The organism is Tepidibacillus sp. HK-1 (assembly GCF_001748485.2).
Taxonomy (GTDB): Bacteria; Bacillota; Bacilli; order Tepidibacillales; family Tepidibacillaceae; genus Tepidibacillus_B; species Tepidibacillus_B infernus.
On sequence record NZ_BDGM02000002.1, the window covers coordinates 22398 to 41126 of the forward strand.

19 protein-coding genes and 1 pseudogene are annotated in these 18729 nt (G+C 35.9%); 16 read left to right on the forward strand and 4 right to left on the reverse strand.

Annotation, left to right across the window (positions count from 1 at the left end; genetic code table 11):
• Position 1: 1 nt before the first annotated feature.
• The 9 genes and pseudogenes from pfkB to BEN26_RS01095 all read left to right on the forward strand — a co-directional run.
• Positions 2 to 934, forward strand: a complete 933-nt coding sequence (pfkB, locus tag BEN26_RS01055) for a 1-phosphofructokinase (RefSeq protein WP_069800693.1) — start codon at positions 2 to 4, stop codon at positions 932 to 934.
• A 35-nt stretch (positions 935 to 969) separates the two neighbouring features.
• Positions 970 to 1233: an HPr family phosphocarrier protein gene (locus BEN26_RS01060; protein ID WP_069800691.1), complete on the forward strand. Its 264-nt coding sequence runs from the start codon at positions 970 to 972 to the stop codon at positions 1231 to 1233.
• Positions 1234 to 1441: 208 nt separating this feature from the next.
• The gene (nagA, locus tag BEN26_RS01065; protein ID WP_069800689.1) at positions 1442 to 2644 is read left to right on the forward strand and encodes an N-acetylglucosamine-6-phosphate deacetylase; all 1203 of its coding nucleotides are present in this window, start codon (positions 1442 to 1444) and stop codon (positions 2642 to 2644) included.
• Positions 2641 to 3399: a glucosamine-6-phosphate deaminase gene (gene nagB, locus BEN26_RS01070; protein ID WP_069800686.1), complete on the forward strand. Its 759-nt coding sequence runs from the start codon at positions 2641 to 2643 to the stop codon at positions 3397 to 3399. The genes nagA and nagB overlap by 4 nt, the downstream gene beginning before the upstream one ends.
• The gene (locus tag BEN26_RS01075; protein WP_069800684.1) at positions 3389 to 4117 is read left to right on the forward strand and encodes a GntR family transcriptional regulator; all 729 of its coding nucleotides are present in this window, start codon (positions 3389 to 3391) and stop codon (positions 4115 to 4117) included. The genes nagB and BEN26_RS01075 overlap by 11 nt, the downstream gene beginning before the upstream one ends.
• Positions 4117 to 5031, forward strand: a complete 915-nt coding sequence (murQ, locus tag BEN26_RS01080) for an N-acetylmuramic acid 6-phosphate etherase (RefSeq protein ID WP_069800682.1) — start codon at positions 4117 to 4119, stop codon at positions 5029 to 5031. Before BEN26_RS01075 ends, murQ begins: the two co-directional genes overlap by 1 nt.
• A 16-nt stretch (positions 5032 to 5047) precedes the next feature.
• Positions 5048 to 6406: an N-acetylglucosamine-specific PTS transporter subunit IIBC gene (nagE, locus tag BEN26_RS01085; protein WP_069800680.1), complete on the forward strand. Its 1359-nt coding sequence runs from the start codon at positions 5048 to 5050 to the stop codon at positions 6404 to 6406.
• Positions 6407 to 6420: 14 nt separating this feature from the next.
• A complete protein-coding gene (locus BEN26_RS01090) occupies positions 6421 to 7338 on the forward strand; it encodes a DUF7916 family protein (protein ID WP_069800678.1) in 918 nt (305 codons plus the stop codon).
• A 123-nt stretch (positions 7339 to 7461) separates the two neighbouring features.
• Positions 7462 to 7587: pseudogene (locus tag BEN26_RS01095) on the forward strand (Uma2 family endonuclease); the annotation flags it as partial.
• Between the two features lie 168 nt (positions 7588 to 7755).
• On the opposite strand, the gene BEN26_RS01100 reads toward BEN26_RS01095, so the two are convergent.
• Positions 7756 to 8184, reverse strand: a complete 429-nt coding sequence (locus tag BEN26_RS01100; RefSeq protein WP_069800676.1) for a DUF2321 domain-containing protein — start codon at positions 8182 to 8184, stop codon at positions 7756 to 7758.
• Positions 8185 to 8396: 212 nt separating this feature from the next.
• Between BEN26_RS01100 and BEN26_RS01105 the strand changes: the two genes are divergently transcribed.
• The 3 genes from BEN26_RS01105 (at position 8397) to BEN26_RS01115 (ending at position 10842) form a co-directional block, all read left to right on the forward strand.
• Positions 8397 to 9470, forward strand: coding sequence for a M42 family metallopeptidase (locus BEN26_RS01105; RefSeq protein ID WP_068725764.1), 1074 nt, complete (start codon positions 8397 to 8399; stop codon positions 9468 to 9470).
• 139 nt (positions 9471 to 9609) lie between these two features.
• Complete coding sequence (locus tag BEN26_RS01110) at positions 9610 to 10269, forward strand: HD domain-containing protein (protein ID WP_069800674.1); 660 nt, start codon at positions 9610 to 9612, stop codon at positions 10267 to 10269.
• Between the two features lie 69 nt (positions 10270 to 10338).
• Positions 10339 to 10842, forward strand: a complete 504-nt coding sequence (locus BEN26_RS01115) for a phosphohydrolase (RefSeq protein ID WP_220126389.1) — start codon at positions 10339 to 10341, stop codon at positions 10840 to 10842.
• A gap of 42 nt (positions 10843 to 10884) precedes the next feature.
• On the opposite strand, the gene BEN26_RS01120 is transcribed toward BEN26_RS01115, so the two are convergent.
• The 3 genes from BEN26_RS01120 to BEN26_RS01130 all read right to left on the reverse strand — a co-directional run bounded on the left by BEN26_RS01120 (position 10885) and on the right by BEN26_RS01130 (position 12913).
• Positions 10885 to 11637: an ABC transporter permease gene (locus BEN26_RS01120; RefSeq protein WP_069800672.1), complete on the reverse strand. Its 753-nt coding sequence runs from the start codon at positions 11635 to 11637 to the stop codon at positions 10885 to 10887.
• A complete protein-coding gene (locus tag BEN26_RS01125; RefSeq protein WP_069800670.1) occupies positions 11634 to 12377 on the reverse strand; it encodes an ABC transporter ATP-binding protein in 744 nt (247 codons plus the stop codon). Before BEN26_RS01125 ends, BEN26_RS01120 begins: the two co-directional genes overlap by 4 nt.
• Positions 12378 to 12508: 131 nt before the next feature.
• The gene (locus BEN26_RS01130) at positions 12509 to 12913 is read right to left on the reverse strand and encodes a phosphate-starvation-inducible PsiE family protein (RefSeq protein ID WP_069800668.1); all 405 of its coding nucleotides are present in this window, start codon (positions 12911 to 12913) and stop codon (positions 12509 to 12511) included.
• Between the two features lie 213 nt (positions 12914 to 13126).
• Here BEN26_RS01130 and BEN26_RS01135 point away from each other — a divergent pair, with 213 nt between their 5' ends.
• The 4 genes from BEN26_RS01135 (at position 13127) to gntK (ending at position 18727) form a co-directional block, all read left to right on the forward strand.
• Positions 13127 to 14629, forward strand: a complete 1503-nt coding sequence (locus BEN26_RS01135; protein ID WP_069800666.1) for a transposase — start codon at positions 13127 to 13129, stop codon at positions 14627 to 14629.
• Between the two features lie 486 nt (positions 14630 to 15115).
• On the forward strand, positions 15116 to 15886 hold the full coding sequence (sigI, locus tag BEN26_RS01140; RefSeq protein WP_082732480.1) for an RNA polymerase sigma-I factor: 771 nt from the start codon (positions 15116 to 15118) through the stop codon (positions 15884 to 15886).
• 14 nt (positions 15887 to 15900) lie between these two features.
• Complete coding sequence (locus BEN26_RS01145) at positions 15901 to 17007, forward strand: anti-sigma factor domain-containing protein (RefSeq protein WP_069800664.1); 1107 nt, start codon at positions 15901 to 15903, stop codon at positions 17005 to 17007.
• Positions 17008 to 17170: 163 nt separating this feature from the next.
• On the forward strand, positions 17171 to 18727 hold the full coding sequence (gene gntK, locus BEN26_RS01150) for a gluconokinase (protein WP_069800662.1): 1557 nt from the start codon (positions 17171 to 17173) through the stop codon (positions 18725 to 18727).
• Positions 18728 to 18729: the final 2 nt, after the last annotated feature.

Sequence of the window (18729 nt, forward strand, 5' to 3'; positions counted from 1 at the left end):
TTTGATAACAACCATAACTTTAAATCCATCAATTGATCGAAGATATGTCGTCCAAGATTTTCAAGTTGGACATATATTTCGAACAAGGCAATTTGAAGCAACAGCAGGTGGAAAAGGACTTAATGTTGCTAGGGTCGCAAAACAATTAGGAGAAGAAGTTTACACAACTGGCTTTTTAGCGGGAAGAAACGGTGACTTCATTGCAGAACAGTTAAATCGTATAGATGTTAAAAGTAATTTTATTAGGATTGATGGTGAAACACGTAACTGTATAGCGATTTTATCGAACAGTGGTATGCAAACTGAAATATTAGAGTCTGGTCCAAAAGTTACGCCAGATCAAATAGGCATTTTTCTCTACGAATATGAAAGAATACTACAAGATAGTTCAGTGATAGTTGCATCAGGTAGTTTACCCGAAGGGGTACCTATATCCATGTATTACGAGTTAATCATTAGGGCAAAGAAAAAGGGGAAAAAATTTATTTTGGATACAAGTGGTCTTGCATTAAAAGAAGCAGTCAAAGCTTCCCCTTATTTGATTAAACCAAACAAAAGAGAATTAGAATCACTAATGAATCGACCTATTGACTCAGAAGAAGAGATCATTGAAGCTGTCAAAGAAATTAGTCAAAATAGTATTGAATTTGTAGTTGTTTCCTTAGGAAGTGATGGTGCAATCATAATCCATAAAGATATAGGGTATAAGGTGAAAACCCCAAAAATAAAAGTAAAGAATCCAGTTGGGTCAGGGGATTCCATGGTTGCAGGCTTTGCAATTGGACTTAACAGAAACTATGAAATAGAAGAAATGTTAAAATTCGGCGTGGCATGTGGAACTGCAAATGCAATGGAAATGGGTACAGGGCAAATTCGGAAAGAAATTGTAGAATCAATTTTTAAGAAAGTTACAATAGAAAAGGTAAAAGTATAATTACTCAAATTTTATTTAAACGGGAGATGGAAGTAATGCTATCAAAACAAGTTATCATTAATAATGAAACAGGATTACATGCAAGACCTGCTTCGATGTTAGTTAAAGAAGCTAGTAAATATCAAAGTGAGATTACCATTACAGTAGATGATAAAGAAGCAAATGCAAAAAGTATCATGAGCGTATTAGCTTTAGGAGCTAAAAAAGGACAAACAGTTCAAATTCGTGTAAATGGTCTTGATGAAGAAAATGCTTTACAAGGTGTGCACTCATTATTTGAACAAAACTTTGGGGAGTAAGGAGAAACTCATTAAACCTAATGCATATAACCGTTGAATGTTTTTATACTAAACAATATGAATATAAATTCAGAGTCAAGAGGGGAGAATATCCCCTCTATTTGATAACTTCATACAATGATTTTATTTTTCTTAACAAATGGTATAGACAACTAGTTATCTTAATGATAAGATCAATTTAGAAATAAATAAAAGGAGTCCTGACAGCATGGTTCCAAACAGAAACCGCTTTATTATTTCAAATGTGACTATTTTCAAACAAGACGAAAAGATTGAAAATGGCTACATTAGAATTGAAAATGGAATAATATTAGAAATTGATGAGATGGATAAGTTTCAAAATACAGACAATATTGAAGTAATCCAGTTATCAAATGATTATAAACTCATTCCAGGAGCGATCGATCTTCATATTCACGGAGCTGCAGGTGCAGACACAATGGATGCAACTTTTGAAGCGATTGAAACCATTGCAAGCGCATTACCTAAAGAAGGAACAACCGGTTTCTTAGCAACAACGATTACAAAGGAGAAAGAAGAAATTGAACAGGCTTTGATTAATGTAGCTAATTATATGAGGACAGAAAACCGGTCTGGGAAAGCTGAGGTTTTAGGAGTACATCTAGAAGGGCCATTTATCTCGTCGAAAAGAGCTGGTGCACAACCTCCGCACGCCATTATTGAACCAGACGTTGAACTATTTAAAAAATGGCAAACAATTTCAGGAAATCATATTAAGTTAGTAACCTTAGCCCCCGAAAGGAAAGGAGGATTGGAATTAACTGCCTACTTGCGAGAAACAGGTGTTGTTACTTCTATTGGACATTCTGATGCCATTTATCAGGAAGTGGTAGAAGCAATCAAAGTAGGTGTTACACATGCCACCCATCTATTTAATGGAATGAGGGGATTACATCATCGCGAACCTGGAGTTGTTGGGGCTGTATTACTACATGATCAAGTCAAAGCGGAACTTATCGTAGATGGTATTCATGTGCGACCGGAAATGGTCAAATTAGTTTTTCAGCAAAAGGGTAAGGAAGGTGTTGTTCTGGTAACAGATGCCATGAGGGCAAAATGTTTAGGAAAGGGTATTTATCAATTAGGAGGGCAAGAAGTTTTTGTTGATGATCAACAAGCATCCTTAAAAGATGGTACATTAGCAGGTAGCATTTTAAAAATGAAGGATGCAATGAAAAATATGATGAATTTTACGGATTGTACGTTAGAAGACGTTATCCATATGAGCTCAATAAATCCAGCTAAACAACTTAATGTATTTGATAGAAAAGGTAGTATTAAAGTTGGTAAGGATGCTGATCTTGTTTTACTTGATAAAAATAACCAAGTCGTTATGACATTTTGTAGAGGCGAATTAGCATATAACCGGGAAGGAGGAAAAGGAATATGAAAATCATTGAGGTAGAAGATTACAAAGCATTGACTAAAAAGACTTCAGAAATCATTATCGAACGTGTATCTCAGTCTACTTTTTTGACACTTGGTTTGGCTACAGGATCAACTCCTTTAGGCGTATATGAAAATTTGCGTGAGGACTTTTTAAACAATAAAACTTCATATCAACATGTGCAAACATTTAATTTAGATGAATATGTAGGTTTGTATAAAGAAAATCCAAATAGTTATTACTATTACATGAGAGAAAACCTTTTTAATCATATTGATATTCCATCAGACCAAATACACATTCCAAATGGTATGGCGGAAGATTTAGAGATCGAATGCCAAAGATATGAAGGACTTATTGAACAAGTTGGAGGTATAGATCTACAACTTTTAGGAATTGGCGTAAATGGGCATATCGGTTTTAATGAGCCTGGAACAGCTTTCGATTCAACTACGCATGTCGTAAAATTAGCTGAATCAACTCGAAGAGCTAACTCTCGTTTTTTTCATGATTTATCTGAGGTTCCGACACATGCGATTACAATGGGGATCGCTACAATCATGAAAAGCAAGCAGATTATATTATTGGTTTATGGTTTAAAAAAGGCACAAATATTACACGATTTAATGACTAAGGAGATAAATGAAGAGCTTCCAGCTTCTATCCTAAAAAAACACCCGAATGTGACTATTATTGCTGATGCAAAAGCAATGTCTATAATCAATGAAAAGGAAAGAGTTGGTGCGTATGATCAATAAAAATTCTCCTTTACCGATCTACTATCAGCTTGAGGAAATCATTAAAGAAATGATTGAAAAAGAGGAATTAAAACCGGGTGATTTAATTCCTTCAGAGCGAGAGTTTTCCGAAAAATACGAGATAAGTAGAATGACTGTTCGCCAAGCTATCAACAGTCTTGTAAATGACGGGTATCTACTTCGTAAGCAAGGCAAAGGTACCTATGTAGCAAGACAAAAAATTGAGCAAACCTTAAAAGGGCTAACAAGTTTTTCAGAGGATATGAAAACCAGAGGAATGGAACCAAGTACGAAGTTAATTGATTTTAATGTTATTCCTAGCAGTCTTGGGATTGCAACTAAATTAGCGATTGAAGAAGGAACACTTATCTATGAAGTAAAACGGGTTCGATTGGCGGATCATATACCAATGGCATATGAGGTTTCATATTTACCTGTAGATCTAGTAAAAGGGTTAAATAAAGAAATCGTTAATGGTTCTTTGTACGAATATATTGAAAATATTTTAAATATGAAAATTGGTCATGGAACTCAAGTGCTTGAGGCGTCAATAGCTAGGAAAACAGAAAGTGAAATATTAGATATTCATGAAGGGGCACCTGTTTTAATGATACAACGTTACAGCTATCTTGAAGATGGGAATCCATTGGAAGTAGTTAAGTCCGTATATCGTGCTGACCGATACAAATTTATTATTGATATGCCAAGGGTGAAATGATGGAAGAAAAGAAAACGATTACAGAACAGAGTAACCAGAAAAGCTTAAAAATTGATGAAATGAGTTCTTTGGAGATTATTACTCTAATGGCAGAAGAAGATCAAAAAATTTATCTAGCCATAGAAAAAACTCTTCCAACAGTTGCAAAGGCTGTCGATGCGATCGTTGACCGTTGGCAAAAAGGGGGAAGATGCTTTGTTGTTGGGGCTGGAACGAGTGGACGACTTGGAGTTCTTGATGCAGTTGAGTTAATTCCAACTTTCTCAATTGAATCGGGAAGATGGATAGGGCTCATTGCTGGAGGATATGAAGCCATGTGGAATCCTTTAGAGGAAAATGAAGACGATGAAAAACAAGTGGTTGAAGAATTACAAGGATATTTAATATCAGCAAATGACGTTATTATTGGCGTAAGTGCCAGTGGTACTACACCATATGTTCTTTCAGCACTTGATTTTGGTAATAAAATTGGAGCATTAACAATTTCAATTAGTTGTAATGAAAAAACTCCAGCTTCAAAATTTAGTCTATTTGGGATTGAAGCTGTTGTTGGGCCAGAAGTTATTCGGGGTTCAACAAGATTAAAGGCTGGAACAGCTCAAAAGATGATCTTAAATATGATATCTACAGCGACAATGGTTCGCTTAGGGAAAGTTTACCAAAATCAGATGGTAGATATGCAATTAATTAATAAAAAATTGGTTAAGAGAGCAATCTCAACTTTAATGGATTTAACTAATCTATCTGAATTTGAAGCAAAAGATTTACTTGAACAAAGTGAATATCATTTAAAAACAGCGATATTTGTTGCTTTAACACAAGGATCCAAAGAACAAGCTCAGTATTATTTAAGTCAATCTAATGGTAGATTGAAAGAAGCGATTCATCGCTTTTTCAATACAAATCTAAAATGAAGGAAGGGGTCTTATTATGTTAGGTTTTTTACAACGAATTGGTAAAGCATTAATGCTACCAATTGCTGTATTACCTGCTGCAGGCTTATTATTACGTTTAGGTCAACCGGATTTATTAAATATTCCTTTTATCGCAGCAGCTGGTGATGCTGTATTTTCAAATTTAGCGTTGCTTTTTGCAATCGGGGTAGCGGTAGGATTATCAAAGGATGGAAACGGTTCTGCGGGTTTAGCTGGAGCTGTTGGTTATTTTGTATTAACAAAAGGAGCTACTGCCATAAACGAAGAGATCAATATGGCAGTCTTGGGTGGAATTATTGCTGGTATTGTTGCTGGTCTTTTGTATAATCGTTATCATGAGATTAAATTACCAGATTGGTTGGGATTTTTCGGTGGTAAACGATTTGTCCCTATCGTTACCTCTCTTGCGATGCTTATTTTAGCAGGAATCTTTGGCTATATCTGGCCTGTCATTCAAAACGGTATCAATGCCGTGGGAGAATGGATTGTGGGAGCAGGAGCATTAGGGGTTGGAATTTTTGGTTTCTTAAATCGTTTGTTAATTCCTGTAGGGTTACACCATGTACTTAATAGTTTAGTTTGGTTTGTTTTCGGTGAGTTTGGGGGGAAAACAGGTGATCTAAACCGTTTCTTCGCCGGAGATCCTTCTGCAGGTATCTTTATGGCAGGATTTTTCCCAGTAATGATGTTTGGTCTTCCTGCTGCAGCCCTTGCTATGATTGCGACTGCTAAAAAGCATCGACGTAAAGCAGTTGCTGGAATGTTGATTGGGGTCGCATTGACTTCATTTTTAACAGGTATTACCGAACCGATTGAATTTGCTTTCATGTTCTTATCGCCAATTTTATATTTTGTTCACGCTGTTCTAACAGGCATTTCAATGTCTATCGCTTACTTACTAGGAACTCATCATGGTTTTACATTCTCGGCTGGAGCAATTGACTTCTTCTTAAATCTTGGATTGGCCACAAAGCCATGGTTACTTTTTGCTTTTGGTTTAGTTTATGGTTTAGCCTATTTTGTTATCTTTTATTTCTTAATCAAGGTGATGGACTTGAAAACACCAGGTCGTGAAGATGAAGAAATAGAAGAGGGTGGATTAACGATTAGCTCGAAAAAATATGAAGATTTGGCAGTAAAATATTATGAAGCATTAGGTGGAAAAGATAATATTGCACATTTAGACAATTGTGTGACTCGTTTGCGCCTTAAAGTAAAAGATATAACAAAAGTAGATGAAGCTGAATTAAAAAGACTTGGGGCTAAAGGAGTAATTAAGCTTAGTTCTACAGAAATCCAAGTGGTTGTTGGTACAGACGTTGAATTTTTAGCTAATGCCATGCGTTTGATGTAGTGGGGGTTTCTATAATGAAAAGATTATTAGATTGTACAGCATCAGATTTTAAAATAATGAATGGTCAGGATCTAAAACAAGCCATAAAAGCTTCAGAAGGTCGAGTTATTGTTTCCGAAGTTATTGGAGCCGTACAACCTTTATACCCAAGTGTAACCAATGCAGAAATATCCGCTGCTTTTGGAGCAGATATGATTTTACTTAATTTCTTCGATGTTTTTCATCCATCTATTCAAGGTTTAAGGATAGAAGAGCCAGCAATGATTGTTAATCGGTTAAAGGAATTAATTGGCCGTCCTGTAGGATTAAATTTAGAACCTGTCGATCTAAAAGCTAAACAATTAGAGAAACTTGTTCATTTGCCAGAAGGAAGATTAGCTTCTGAAAAGGCATTAACAGAGGCTAAAAAGTTAGGATTTGATTTTGTTTGTTTAACGGGTAATCCGAAAACAGGAGTAACCAATATAGAAATTAAGAAAGCAATTGAAACAGCAAGAAGCGTATTTGGGAAAGATGGCCTGATTATTGCTGGGAAAATGCATGGAGCCGGGGTAGAAGGAGAAACAGGTGATGAAATCGTAAAAGAAGAAGATATTATAGGTTTTATAGAATCAGGAGCAGATATTATCCTACTTCCTTCTCCAGGTACGGTTCCGGGAATCACCATTCAATCCACTCAACAACTTATAAAATCTATCCATAAAAAGGGTGCACTTGCATTATTAACGATTGGAACAAGTCAAGAAGGAGCAGATGAAAGTACGATTAGACAAATTGCTCTTAATAGTAAAATGGCAGGCGCTGATGTTTACCATATAGGTGATGCTGGTTATGCTGGTATTGCGATTCCTGAAAACATCATGGTTTATTCCATAGTGGTAAGAGGTAAGCGTCATACCTATGTGAGAATGGCTTCTTCTGTACTTCGTTAAATAGTACTAATACAAGAGGGAAGATAGGAATCATCCTATTCTCTCTTTTGAATTTTTAGCCACATGATATAATAAAGAAAAAATGTGATGTGTAGGTAGTGAAAAACATGGGCAAAAAAGGCACCGGATTTAATCGTGGAAATTCTCTCTCCTTCCACCGCATTAAAAGATAAGAAGAACAAACGGAAAACATATGCATATTTCGGTATAAAGGAATACTGGAATGTTGATCCTTTACATCCGAACGTAAATTATTTGAAAATGATTTAAGGGCAAAACTTGCTAATAAGGTGGATCTCTGATAATGTATGAAGATCATTTGAAGGCACCATAACAAATTAATTGCAAAAACGGGAAGTTTGGAATGATCCGACTCCCCTTTTTTATTTATATTCTTTTAAAACGCTTACAAAAATTCTAATCCGTCCAGATAATTTCTTTAGCTGTCTCACTAGAGATATCCAATAATTGATCTTTGAAGATAGATGTTTTGGGTCCGAGCTTTTCAATAATCTTTTTAACACGAATCGCGGCAACAGGGGTAAAAGGGGTTTCACGTATAATTTCACAAATACTGTCTTCTAAAATATTTCTCTCATCTCTCGTCAAATAATCCATCTTTTCAGCTAATTCCTTAAGGGATTGCAACTTTTCTTTTGTCCATGGATAAACATGGCCACATTTGACACATACAGTAGGTAAATGATCGTATTCTTGAAATGCTGTGTGGCAAGCTGGACATTCAGTTACGATTTGTGAGCCGCATTGAGGGCACACATTCTGTTCTAATTCCTTTACAATATGTCCATTTAAACAAATCTTTAGGTTTAATTCACCACGTTTCATAAGTTTCCCTTCTTCCCTTTAAACCGATAAATGCTTGGATAATTTAATGGTAAACGCTTTCATTCTTTTTATCAATAGGAAATTTCTACTTCACTCATATGTATTCTATTAAAAGAAAAAGTTTCTAAAAAACGAAATAAATTCTTTGAAAAATAACAATATTTACTATAATGATAAGTAAGGTCATTAAAATGGAAAGGGGAAAGATTGAAATGAATGAACGATTACAGATGTTTAAGGAACTAACAGAGGCACATGGAGCACCTGGATTTGAAAGACAGGTTCGAGATCTTATGCGAAAGTATATGAGTCAATATACCAATGAAATTATCCAAGATAACCTTGGTGGAATTTTTGGAGTAAGACGGGATGATCCAGCTGGGCCAACAGTAATGGTGGCAGGCCATCTTGATGAAGTTGGATTTATGGTGACACAAATTACCGAGAAGGGTTTTATTAAATTTCAACCACTAGGAGGATGGTGGAGTCAGGTTCTTTTGGCCCAACGTGTAAGAATCTTAACTCTTACAGGAGAGGTAATGGGAGTGATCGGTTCATTACCACCCCATCTTCTATCTGATGAGGATAAAAAGAAAACAGTCGATATTAAAAAAATGTTTATTGATGTAGGAGCAGATAATAGAGAAGATGCCTTAGAAATGGGAATTCGTCCTGGGCAACCCATTGTCCCTGCCACTCCTTTTTCTGTCCTAAGCAATCCGAAGAAGTTAATGGCCAAAGCTTGGGATAATCGTTTTGGTTGTGCAATGGCGGTTGATTTATTAGCCTCCCTTAAAGATGTAAAATTACCCAATACTTTATTCGCTGGAGCTAATGTTCAAGAAGAAGTAGGTTTGCGTGGAGCTGAAACAGCGGCAAATATGATTAAACCAGACATCTTTTTTGCTTTAGATGCAGGTCCCGCTGGAGATGTACCAGGAGCACCTGAAGATGCGATGGGAAATATTGGTGATGGCGTTTTAATTCGTATCTATGACCGTTCTTATATTACTCATCAAGGGATGAGGGAGTATATCCTAGATACCGTTCAAACATTAGGAGTGAAACATCAATACTTTGTCTCCCAAGGTGGAACAGATGCTGGAAGAGTTCATACTCATGGTAGGGGAGTTCCTTCCATAGTTGTATCCATTCCATCCCGTTATATTCATAGCCATGCTTCCATCATCCATTACGATGATTACATAGCTGCCAAAGAAACTTTAACCGCATTAGTTAAGAATTTAGACAAAAGTACTTATGAAGCGATTATAAGGAATGCATAAGAAAAATAGTGAAGAATCCCTTTGCACATACGAGGGGATTTTCTTTTGCTACAAAGTTGAAAAGTTTTGTTATACTAAAAGTTAAGTCATACGAAACAATTAAAACGATCTGATTAAGATTAAAAAAGGAAGAACACGGATGGAGTCAATGGAATTGATTGTTGAAAAAGTTAAAGGAATAGTAAAGGAACAAATGTTACGTGAAGCTACAGGACATGATTATTGGCATGTGATGAGGGTTTATTATAATGCTTTGCTATTGTTAGAGCAGGAAGAAAAAGATAAGGAAGTTAACCCATGGGTTGTACAATTAGCCGCTCTTTTACATGATATTGGCGATTACAAAATCACTGGCTCTCATCAAACCCAAACTGAAGTGCCAAAGCAAATTTTGAAACAATTTGCGGTTGATCAACGTCTTATTGATCAAGTCGTACAAATTATTGGGGAAATTAGTTTCCACCAGCAAACAGAACAGTTAAGCTCGATTGAGTCCCAAATTGTTCAAGATGCAGATCGGTTGGATGCGATTGGCGCAATTGGGATAGCACGTGCTTTTGCCTATGGTGGAGCCAAAAACAGAGAGATTTGGAATCCAGATAAGCCGCCAAAACTAAACATGTCAAAAGAAGAGTACATACAAAATAAAGGGAATAGTATCAATCACTTTTATGAGAAGCTTTTGCTTTTAAAAGATAAAATGAATACGCAAGCAGGTAAAGAAATTGCAGTAAAACGCCATCAATTTATGGAACGTTTCCTTGAACAGTTCTTTGCTGAATGGAATGGGAAAAGGTAGAAAAAATGAAATCACTGAAAATAAGATGTAAACAAAGAAAGTAGATTCAGTAGAAAGGATGGAGTAAAGTTGCAGGAAATGATCGAAAAAGCGATAGCAGAACTAAAACAATACTTTATCTTAGATGAAAAAAGAGTTGGTTATGGGATAAAGGTATTAAAGCACGCTGAAGAAATTGCTGAACAAGAACAGATTCAGGATGAAAAGATGAAACAAGTGATTGTTTTCACAGCTCTTTTTAGTCATATTGGGATTCAAGAAGCAGAGAAAAAACATCGTTCCACTGGAGGGAAATATCAAGAGTTAGAAGGACCGCCTATTGCCAAGGAAATTCTAGAAAGATTAGGTGTGGAAAAGGATGTCATTGATCGTACCCTTTACATCATTGGTCATCAATATACATTTAATAAAATTGATGGTATTGATTTTCAAATCATTTGGGAAGCGAAGCTTCTTGTGAATTTGGAAGAGAAGAATCTTTATCATGACCAACAACTTTATCCTGATATGGATCGCATCTTTTCAACGCAAGCTGGGAAAGAAAAGTTGAAAAAATTATTCAATATAACCTAGGCAATTTGGTTCAGTTGCGAAAGTTGAGTTAAATATATTCACTTAAAATCTTTCAATGAACTGGTGTGCTTTATTAAATAATAGCCCATGTGTTAACAATCCCAACAGAATCGCAGTAATTGCTGCAGATGAAGTAAAGGAATACATGATCAAAATCTGATAACGTACGGCTTCGATCGGATTAGCTCCGGCTACAATCATACCGGTCATCATACCGGGTAATTGAACTAGCCCGACTGTTTTCATCCCGTCAATGGTTGGCAACATGGACGCTTTTACTGTATTCTGCATCACATGGGAAATTGCCTGTTTTGATGTCGCTCCTAGTGCCAAATACACCTTGATTTCTTCTCTTCTCGTTTCCAATTCCGAATGTAATCGATTAAGAAATAATCCTGAAACCACCATACCATTACCAATGATCATTCCACTGATCGGAATAATATATTGGGGTGTTGAACCAATAATTTTCAGACCGACTAATAGACCGATCGTTAAAATTTCTGTTGAAGTAATTGCAATAGCAATTCGACGTCCAATTTTAGGTAGTCCTCTACCCTTTTTCCTTGCATTTAGCGTGGCGACGGTAATCATCATTGTGAGCATCAACAGAATTAATATCCATGATTGAAGCCGAAAAATCGTATGGAGAACATAACCCACCGCGATTAATTGGATCGCAGCTCGAACGGTTCCAATGATAATATCCTTTTCTAGCCCTATCCGTTGCCAGATAGAAAGGATAATCGCAAAGGCGACAAAAATTAGCGTTAACAACAAGGCAAAAGTACTCATTCGTTCTCTACCTCCTCATCAAATGAGGTAGCAATGAATTCTCGTGTGACCTCATGTTGTGGATGTTCAAATACCTCATTTGTATGTCCTTTCTCAATGATTTTTCCATCTGCAATCACCCAAGTATATTGTCCGACTCTTTTTGCCTGTTTCAAATTATGAGAGACCCACAAAATAGTTTTCCCTTGTTGTTGATGTAAGGTTTGAATCAATTCTTCAATTTCTAAGGAACTATTGGGATCTAGAGATGCGGTGACTTCATCCAATAAGAGAATCTCCGGTTGGTTCGCTAAGGTTCGAGCTAAAGATACCCTTTGTTTTTGCCCCCCTGAAAGAGATCGAGCATCCTGATCCTTCAACGTTTTAGGAAGGGTCACTTGTTCTAATAGATTGTCTATTTCTTTTTCAGTTAACGTTTGGCGAAATAGCTTAGGTCCGATTAATAGATTATCTCTAACTGTACCTGAAAGCATGGTCGGCATTTGAAAGACCATTCCAATTTTTTTGCGTAATTCAAGTACATTCAGTTCATGATAAGGTTTGCCTTTAAAACGGATGATCCCTGAATCTGGATCGGCCATTTTATTCATTAAAGATAAAAAAGTACTTTTTCCCGATCCAGAAGGACCAATAATCGTAATGAGTTCCCCTTTCATTACTTTTGCAGAGATGTCTTTAAGGATTGGGTTCCCCTTATTATCTTTTTTGACGATATTTTCAATCGTGATCAATTCTTCCATTCAAACTGTCCTTCTTCCCATGCGTTCAGTTAAAACTACTTCCTTAATGTCGTAATCAATCGATTCTCTGATTAGGATTCCATCCTCTGCAATAGTCTCATCAAAAACTAAAATAAGGTGTTCATTCTTTATTAGCTATGTTTTTTCTCTAAGATTCTCTCTTCTTGCGTTCGGACAGCCTTACGTACTATAAACAATAATACCAAGGTTAAAGTAGCAATAAAATATTCAGTTGCACTTTTATATTCTAGGACGATTTTTCTCGCTAGCGCTATCATCACAATATCGATAATGGCAAATGGATTTTTACGAATCAACATAATGGCAAACTCTAAACTCACAACCAAAACAAGAAAATCACCCAATACCGTCTTCGATTGATCAATGATATTATGACTTCTTACCAGATGTAATAAATCATTGACAATATACCCACCTTCAGCAATAACCGTTAAGACTAATATAATTGCTAAGACGATCTCAATCCATTTAATAATTCCTTCAATTTTTTCATCAATGACCGGAAAAAACTTCATCAAACTCCCCCTCTTCTCTTTCTATTCACCTCTATCATTTTATATAGTCTCTCGGAAATTAACTTTCCGTGTTAATCCTAGTCTTTCGACTAGGGCTTTTTTATCGTTTCACCCCAAACGGATGGATACGAACAAACTTTCCTCTTGACAAACATATATTCGCCTAACAATTAAGTGAGGTCATTTTTTATCACTAAATACGGGGGAATTTATATGTTTGTTAATATTCGTTCACATGAATCGTATCTCCAATTTATCATTGAAGAGTTTGAGAAAAACAACATCAGTACATCCTTTTTAAAGGACTTCTATTTTGAACCAATCGTTTGGTGTTCCTTAATAGATTTAACTGAAACAGCAGAGTTGCTTAAACATCGTTATTCCTCTAATACAAGAGGAAGAAAGCCACGTAATCCTTGTGATATGCTTAGAAGTTTAATGCTTATGCATTATCAAAAGGAAACCAGTGTAGATAATTGGGTATTCACCTTAAAAACCAATCCCATTTTTGCCATTCTCAGTGGCTTTTCACCGGATAATGTTCCCGGTGTTGGAACATTTTATGACTTTTTCAAGCGCCTTTGGCTTCACTCCACTCCGCATCTTTCTAACCGTAAAAAACGGAGGCTGAAAAAGCCTAGTAAGAAAGGTAAAAAGAATCAAAAGCTTGAACCTAAAAATCCAAATATTGTTAAGAAACTGGTTAACCGCGCCTTCCAAAACAAGAAAGTTCGATATACGCCTAAAGCGCATGATCAACTTCAGATTCTATTTCAATCTCTTTTCGTAAACAAATCCGCATCTGCAGGGCTATTAGGAGACATACAATCTCTTAGTATTTTGGCTGATGGTACTCCTGTAGAAACCGGTGGTCGACCTTACGGTAAATTTCTCTGTGACTGCCGGAAACAGGGTAATTGGAAGTGTCAATGTAAACGACTATTCTCAGATCCCGATGCAGATTGGGGCTGGGATAGCTCAAGAGAAAGGTACTATTTTGGACGAAATCTTTTTATGATAACCGCCTCAGATAGTCCATATAATTTACCGATTTACCCTAGAATGTATCGTGCTAGTAAACACGATTCCGTCTTGTTTGTAAGTACATATCATGAGCTTTTACACTGGTATCCAGATTGGAAATTCAGCGAAGCCATTTTAGATTCAGCCTTAGATGCTTATCCCATCTATGAAATGTTAGAACTCTATGATGTATCTGCCATCATTGACCTTAATCCAAGGCGTTCAAAACAGTTTCAGCATAAGGAAATGGATATTAATCTTAAAGGTGTCCCGATTTGCACCTTAGGTCGACCGATGATCCATTGGGGATTAAACCAGAAAACCTACCGTCGGAAATGGCGTTGCCCTGCAGTTGTAGGAGGCTGGCAATGCCCAACTCCATGTTCTGATTCTACATATGGCCGAACGTTTTATACAGCGACAAAGGATAATCCTCGTCTTTTTCCACGCGTTAAACGTGACAGTAAGGAATGGTATAAGCGCTATTCATTACGAACTGGGGTCGAGCGTTGTATTAAACGCCAAAAGATTGATTATCATTTAGAGGATTCAAGAGGGCGTAGCTCCAGACATTGGAATATTCGAAGTTATATCATCGGCATGTGTCAGCATGCCGATGCGTGGATGAAGGAAGCAAAAAAGAATCATTTTACAAGTCTCCACACTGTAATTAAGTCTCTTTTGTCCTTATAACCACATCTTAAAATACATTTTTCAAAAAATCCACTACTCGTGGTTTATTTGGTATGCATTTTTTTGAAAATAACATTGAAAAATTCCAGTTTATCCTCTTAAATTTGCTTTCATCCCCCATAAGACCCAGAATCACTCATTTAATTTCCGAGTCTCTATTTTATTGTTGATTTGATTCGATTATATATGATTTTTGCTAATTTTTGGTCAATAAAGTATGACGATTAAGTCAATATTTTTGTCGATTCGACTTTTTTATGTATGGTAGCAAATGTTTGGTAATTCCCTATTTTTAACTATTCCCTTTTTGTTGATCACAGGATATACTTGAATTTACTTGATCGCTATTGTCGGATGGGATTTTGTATATTGTAGGGTCATTATACTTCTATTTTATGTTACGTCATCTGAAAGAACAAAGATTTGATCAAGTTACCCTCTAAAAGCGAATTAGATTTACGAAAAATATAGTGCGAGGTGTATCATGTGATTTTTAACATTTTCCTAGGAATTAGAAACCAAGCACAATCCAAAAAAAACAGAAGAAAAATTAATTTGGATGAACAGGTTCAAATGGTTCAAGCAGGGGATTTAGAATTGAGAAATCGCCTATTAAAGGAATACCAACCGTTTATTCTAAGTGAAAGTTCTGCTGTTTGCAAAAGATATATCCATCAAGAAATGGATGAATTTAGTATTGCCTTATCTGCTTTTAATGAAGCGATGGACTCGTTTAACCATAAACAAAATACATCGTTCTTGTCTTTTGCAAAGATGGTTATCAAAAGAAGACTTGTTGATTATATACGCAAAGAAAGTAGGTTCCAAAAGCAGATCCCGATCACTACTTTTGAAGTGGAAGATGAGGAGAATCAAATCATCAATCCGATTGAAATGAGACAAGCGATAGATAACTACCAAGAAAAAGAGATAAAAGAGCAAAGAAAGGATGAAATGTTGAGGTATATTCAGGAAATAGAAAAGTACGGGATTACTTTGCATGATCTAGTTGAAGTTTCACCAAAACATGCTGATAGCAGGATGCAATTATTTAAGATTGCTGACATCTTAATAGAAGATCAAAATATGGTTCAATATTTGCTTGAAAAAAAATCCTTGCCGATTAAAGATTTACTTTTAAAAGTTGAAGTAAGCCGAAAAACCATAGAACGGAATCGTAAATATATTATTGCTTTAGCATTGATTAAAATTCATGATTTTCATTATTTAAAGGAATATTTACAAACTGCGAAGTAAAGGAGGGATAAAAAATGGACAAAGGAATCGTAATGGAAGTTCTTTCAAGTGGAAATGTAATTGTACTCACAAAAGATGGACAATTTCTCTCTGTTAAACCTCATTCCAAAGTTGAGATTGGGGAAGAGGCCTCTTTTACGTTGCTTGAAAAAGATCGGCAGTATCAAGCAATATTCGCAAACCATAAAATAAGATGGATTGCTTCAGTTGCAGCGATTTTCCTTCTATTATTGGTTGGAATCCCCGGTTGGTTTGGTTTAGATTCTAATGTAGATAAGGTTGCAGCTTATGTTACCGTTGATATCAATCCAAGCGTTGAAATTGCTATTAGTTCGAAAGAGACCGTTCTTCAGATAGAAGGGATCAATGAGGATGGGAAAAAACTAGTACAAACCATCCGTGATTCGATCATTGGCATTCCTGTAGCTCAGGCTACATCAATCTTACTGCAAGAATCAGAAAAACTTGGGTATATAAAAGCAAATGCCGAGGTTGTAATCTCTACAACTAGGTTAATTGAAGATCAAACATTCGAAAAAAACATAGAAGATCAAGTAAAACGGGCTGTAGCTGATCAATTGAAAAAAGTTACCAATGTATCGATTACTACTGTTGAGACAACTGCTCAAGTAAGAGAAGATGCACAAAAAAGCGGTTTGTCAACAGGGAAATACGCGATTTATCTGATGACTAAAAATAAGAATCAAGAAATTCCTATCGATCGATTTAAAAATCAATCTATTTCTGAAATTGCCAAAGATCGTGATGATCTAAAGCAGATTCTTGGAAAAAATATTACAGCTGAAATTGTAGAGCAGTGGCATGACAAACAAGAGTCGAAGAACGATGAGAAGGAAGAAAAGAAAGAGTTAAAAGATCAAGAAGGTAAACAGAATAAGAATGATCATCAAAAAGTTGATCATAAAAAAGAGAATGGCAAAAATGAAGAAAAACAAGAGGTCAAGATTGAATTAAACCAGAAAACAACAAGTGGAAATAAGCAAGATGATGAAATAAAGAATGATAGAAAAGAACAGAAAGATGATAGAAATAAAAAAGATGAAAAAGATAAAAAAGATAATGAAAAAAACGATGGAGAAACAAAACATAAGAACCAATAAAATGGAAAAGAAGAAGATTAGAGATCGTATCATTATTGATACGATTTTTTTTTAAAAAGAAATTAAAAAAATTTTCTCCATAACTATATAATAGTGAAAAAAATGTTATAATGGACTTAATGAAAACGTTTTAACCTGATTTTTAATAGTGGAGGACTAGAACATGCCAGAAAAATCATTTGTAATGGGAGTAGATATCGGAACAACAAGTACAAAGGCAACAATTTTTACCACAGAGAGCCATTTTGTAGCTTCCCATACGATTGAATATCCTCTCTTCCATCCGAAGACTGATTATGCTGAACAGGATCCTAATCAGATCTATCAAGCTGTATTAGATTCGATCAAGTTAGTGATTCAAAGAGCAAAATTACATTCATCCCAACTTCTAGGTATAGGGTTTAGTTCGGCAATGCATAGCGTTATTGCAGTTGATGTTGATGGTCATTGCCTAACAAATAGCATTACATGGGCAGATAACCGCAGTAATGAATATGCAAAACGAATCAAAGAAGAATGGAACGGTCATGACATTTATTTGAGGACAGGGACGCCGATTCATCCCATGTCCCCGTTAAGTAAATTGATGTGGTTTAAGGAAGAAGCTCAGGAAATATTTCAAAAGGCGAGTAAATTTATTTCGATCAAAGAATTTGTAATATGGAAATGGTTTAATCAATATCTTGTTGATTATTCTATTGCTTCTGCTACAGGGCTTTTTAATTTAAAAGCCTTAGATTGGGATCAAGAGGCTTTAGATTTGATAGGGATTAGCAAAGAACGCCTTTCAAAACCTGTTCCAACAACCACTATCTTAAAAGAGATGGATGTAAAAGCAGCCACATATATGAACGTACCTGTGGACATCCCTGTTGTAATTGGTGCAAGTGATGGGGTTCTCGCAAATCTTGGCGTAGGAGCAATTGAACCGGGAAAGGTTGCTTTAACCATTGGTACCAGTGGTGCAATTCGTGCAGTCGTCAATCAACCGATTACGGATCCTACAGGAAGGACTTTTTGTTATGCACTTACTGAAAATCATTGGGTTATAGGAGGGCCAATGAATAATGGCGGTATCGCATTACGTTGGTTTAAGGATCAATTTTCTATGACTGAAGTTGAAATGGCTAAAGACCGGAACAAAGATGTTTATGACATTATGATCGAGCAAGCAGAAAAAGTACAAGCTGGTTCTAATGGTTTACTCTTTTTGCCTTATTTATCTGGAGAAAGGGCACCATCTTGGAATGCTAATGCTAGAGGTGTGTTCTTTGGTATGTCCATTACCCATCAAAGACAACATTTTATCCGTGCGATATTAGAAGGAGTCATTTTTGGCGTTTATAGTATTGGCAAAGCACTAAATGAGCTTGCAGGGCCTGCAAGTGAAATCCGAGTTTCTGGTGGATTTGCCCGTTCGGAAGTTTGGAGGCAAATCACAGCAGATATTTTTCAACAAAAAGTAATCGTACCAGAAAGTCATGAAAGCTCTGGTTTAGGTGCTGCAATCCTTACGATGTATGCTCTTGGCTTACTTACATCTTTGGAGGAGTCTAAGCATATGATTCATGTTTTAAATGAACAACTTCCAAATAGGGATCATGCAGATGTTTATCAAGAGCTATATCAATTATTTTCTACCTTGTCCGTTCAATTAAACGAATCATTTGATCAAATTTCCGAACTGCAAAGAAAATCATTTAATAAATTTGAGGAGTAGTA

Coding starts and splice junctions, on each gene's coding strand:
- BEN26_RS01130 (WP_069800668.1), bottom strand. CDS start 12,913: ATGAAGTTTTTTCCGGTCATTGATGAAAAAATTGAAGGAATTATTAAA.
- nagB (WP_069800686.1), top strand. CDS start 2,641: ATGAAAATCATTGAGGTAGAAGATTACAAAGCATTGACTAAAAAGACT.
- BEN26_RS01075 (WP_069800684.1), top strand. CDS start 3,389: ATGATCAATAAAAATTCTCCTTTACCGATCTACTATCAGCTTGAGGAA.
- BEN26_RS01135 (WP_069800666.1), top strand. CDS start 13,127: ATGTTTGTTAATATTCGTTCACATGAATCGTATCTCCAATTTATCATT.
- BEN26_RS01060 (WP_069800691.1), top strand. CDS start 970: ATGCTATCAAAACAAGTTATCATTAATAATGAAACAGGATTACATGCA.
- nagA (WP_069800689.1), top strand. CDS start 1,442: ATGGTTCCAAACAGAAACCGCTTTATTATTTCAAATGTGACTATTTTC.
- BEN26_RS01120 (WP_069800672.1), bottom strand. CDS start 11,637: ATGAGTACTTTTGCCTTGTTGTTAACGCTAATTTTTGTCGCCTTTGCG.
- murQ (WP_069800682.1), top strand. CDS start 4,117: ATGGAAGAAAAGAAAACGATTACAGAACAGAGTAACCAGAAAAGCTTA.
- BEN26_RS01110 (WP_069800674.1), top strand. CDS start 9,610: ATGGAGTCAATGGAATTGATTGTTGAAAAAGTTAAAGGAATAGTAAAG.
- BEN26_RS01100 (WP_069800676.1), bottom strand. CDS start 8,184: ATGAAACGTGGTGAATTAAACCTAAAGATTTGTTTAAATGGACATATT.
- nagE (WP_069800680.1), top strand. CDS start 5,048: ATGTTAGGTTTTTTACAACGAATTGGTAAAGCATTAATGCTACCAATT.
- BEN26_RS01125 (WP_069800670.1), bottom strand. CDS start 12,377: ATGGAAGAATTGATCACGATTGAAAATATCGTCAAAAAAGATAATAAG.
- gntK (WP_069800662.1), top strand. CDS start 17,171: ATGCCAGAAAAATCATTTGTAATGGGAGTAGATATCGGAACAACAAGT.
- BEN26_RS01090 (WP_069800678.1), top strand. CDS start 6,421: ATGAAAAGATTATTAGATTGTACAGCATCAGATTTTAAAATAATGAAT.
- BEN26_RS01145 (WP_069800664.1), top strand. CDS start 15,901: ATGGACAAAGGAATCGTAATGGAAGTTCTTTCAAGTGGAAATGTAATT.
- BEN26_RS01105 (WP_068725764.1), top strand. CDS start 8,397: ATGAATGAACGATTACAGATGTTTAAGGAACTAACAGAGGCACATGGA.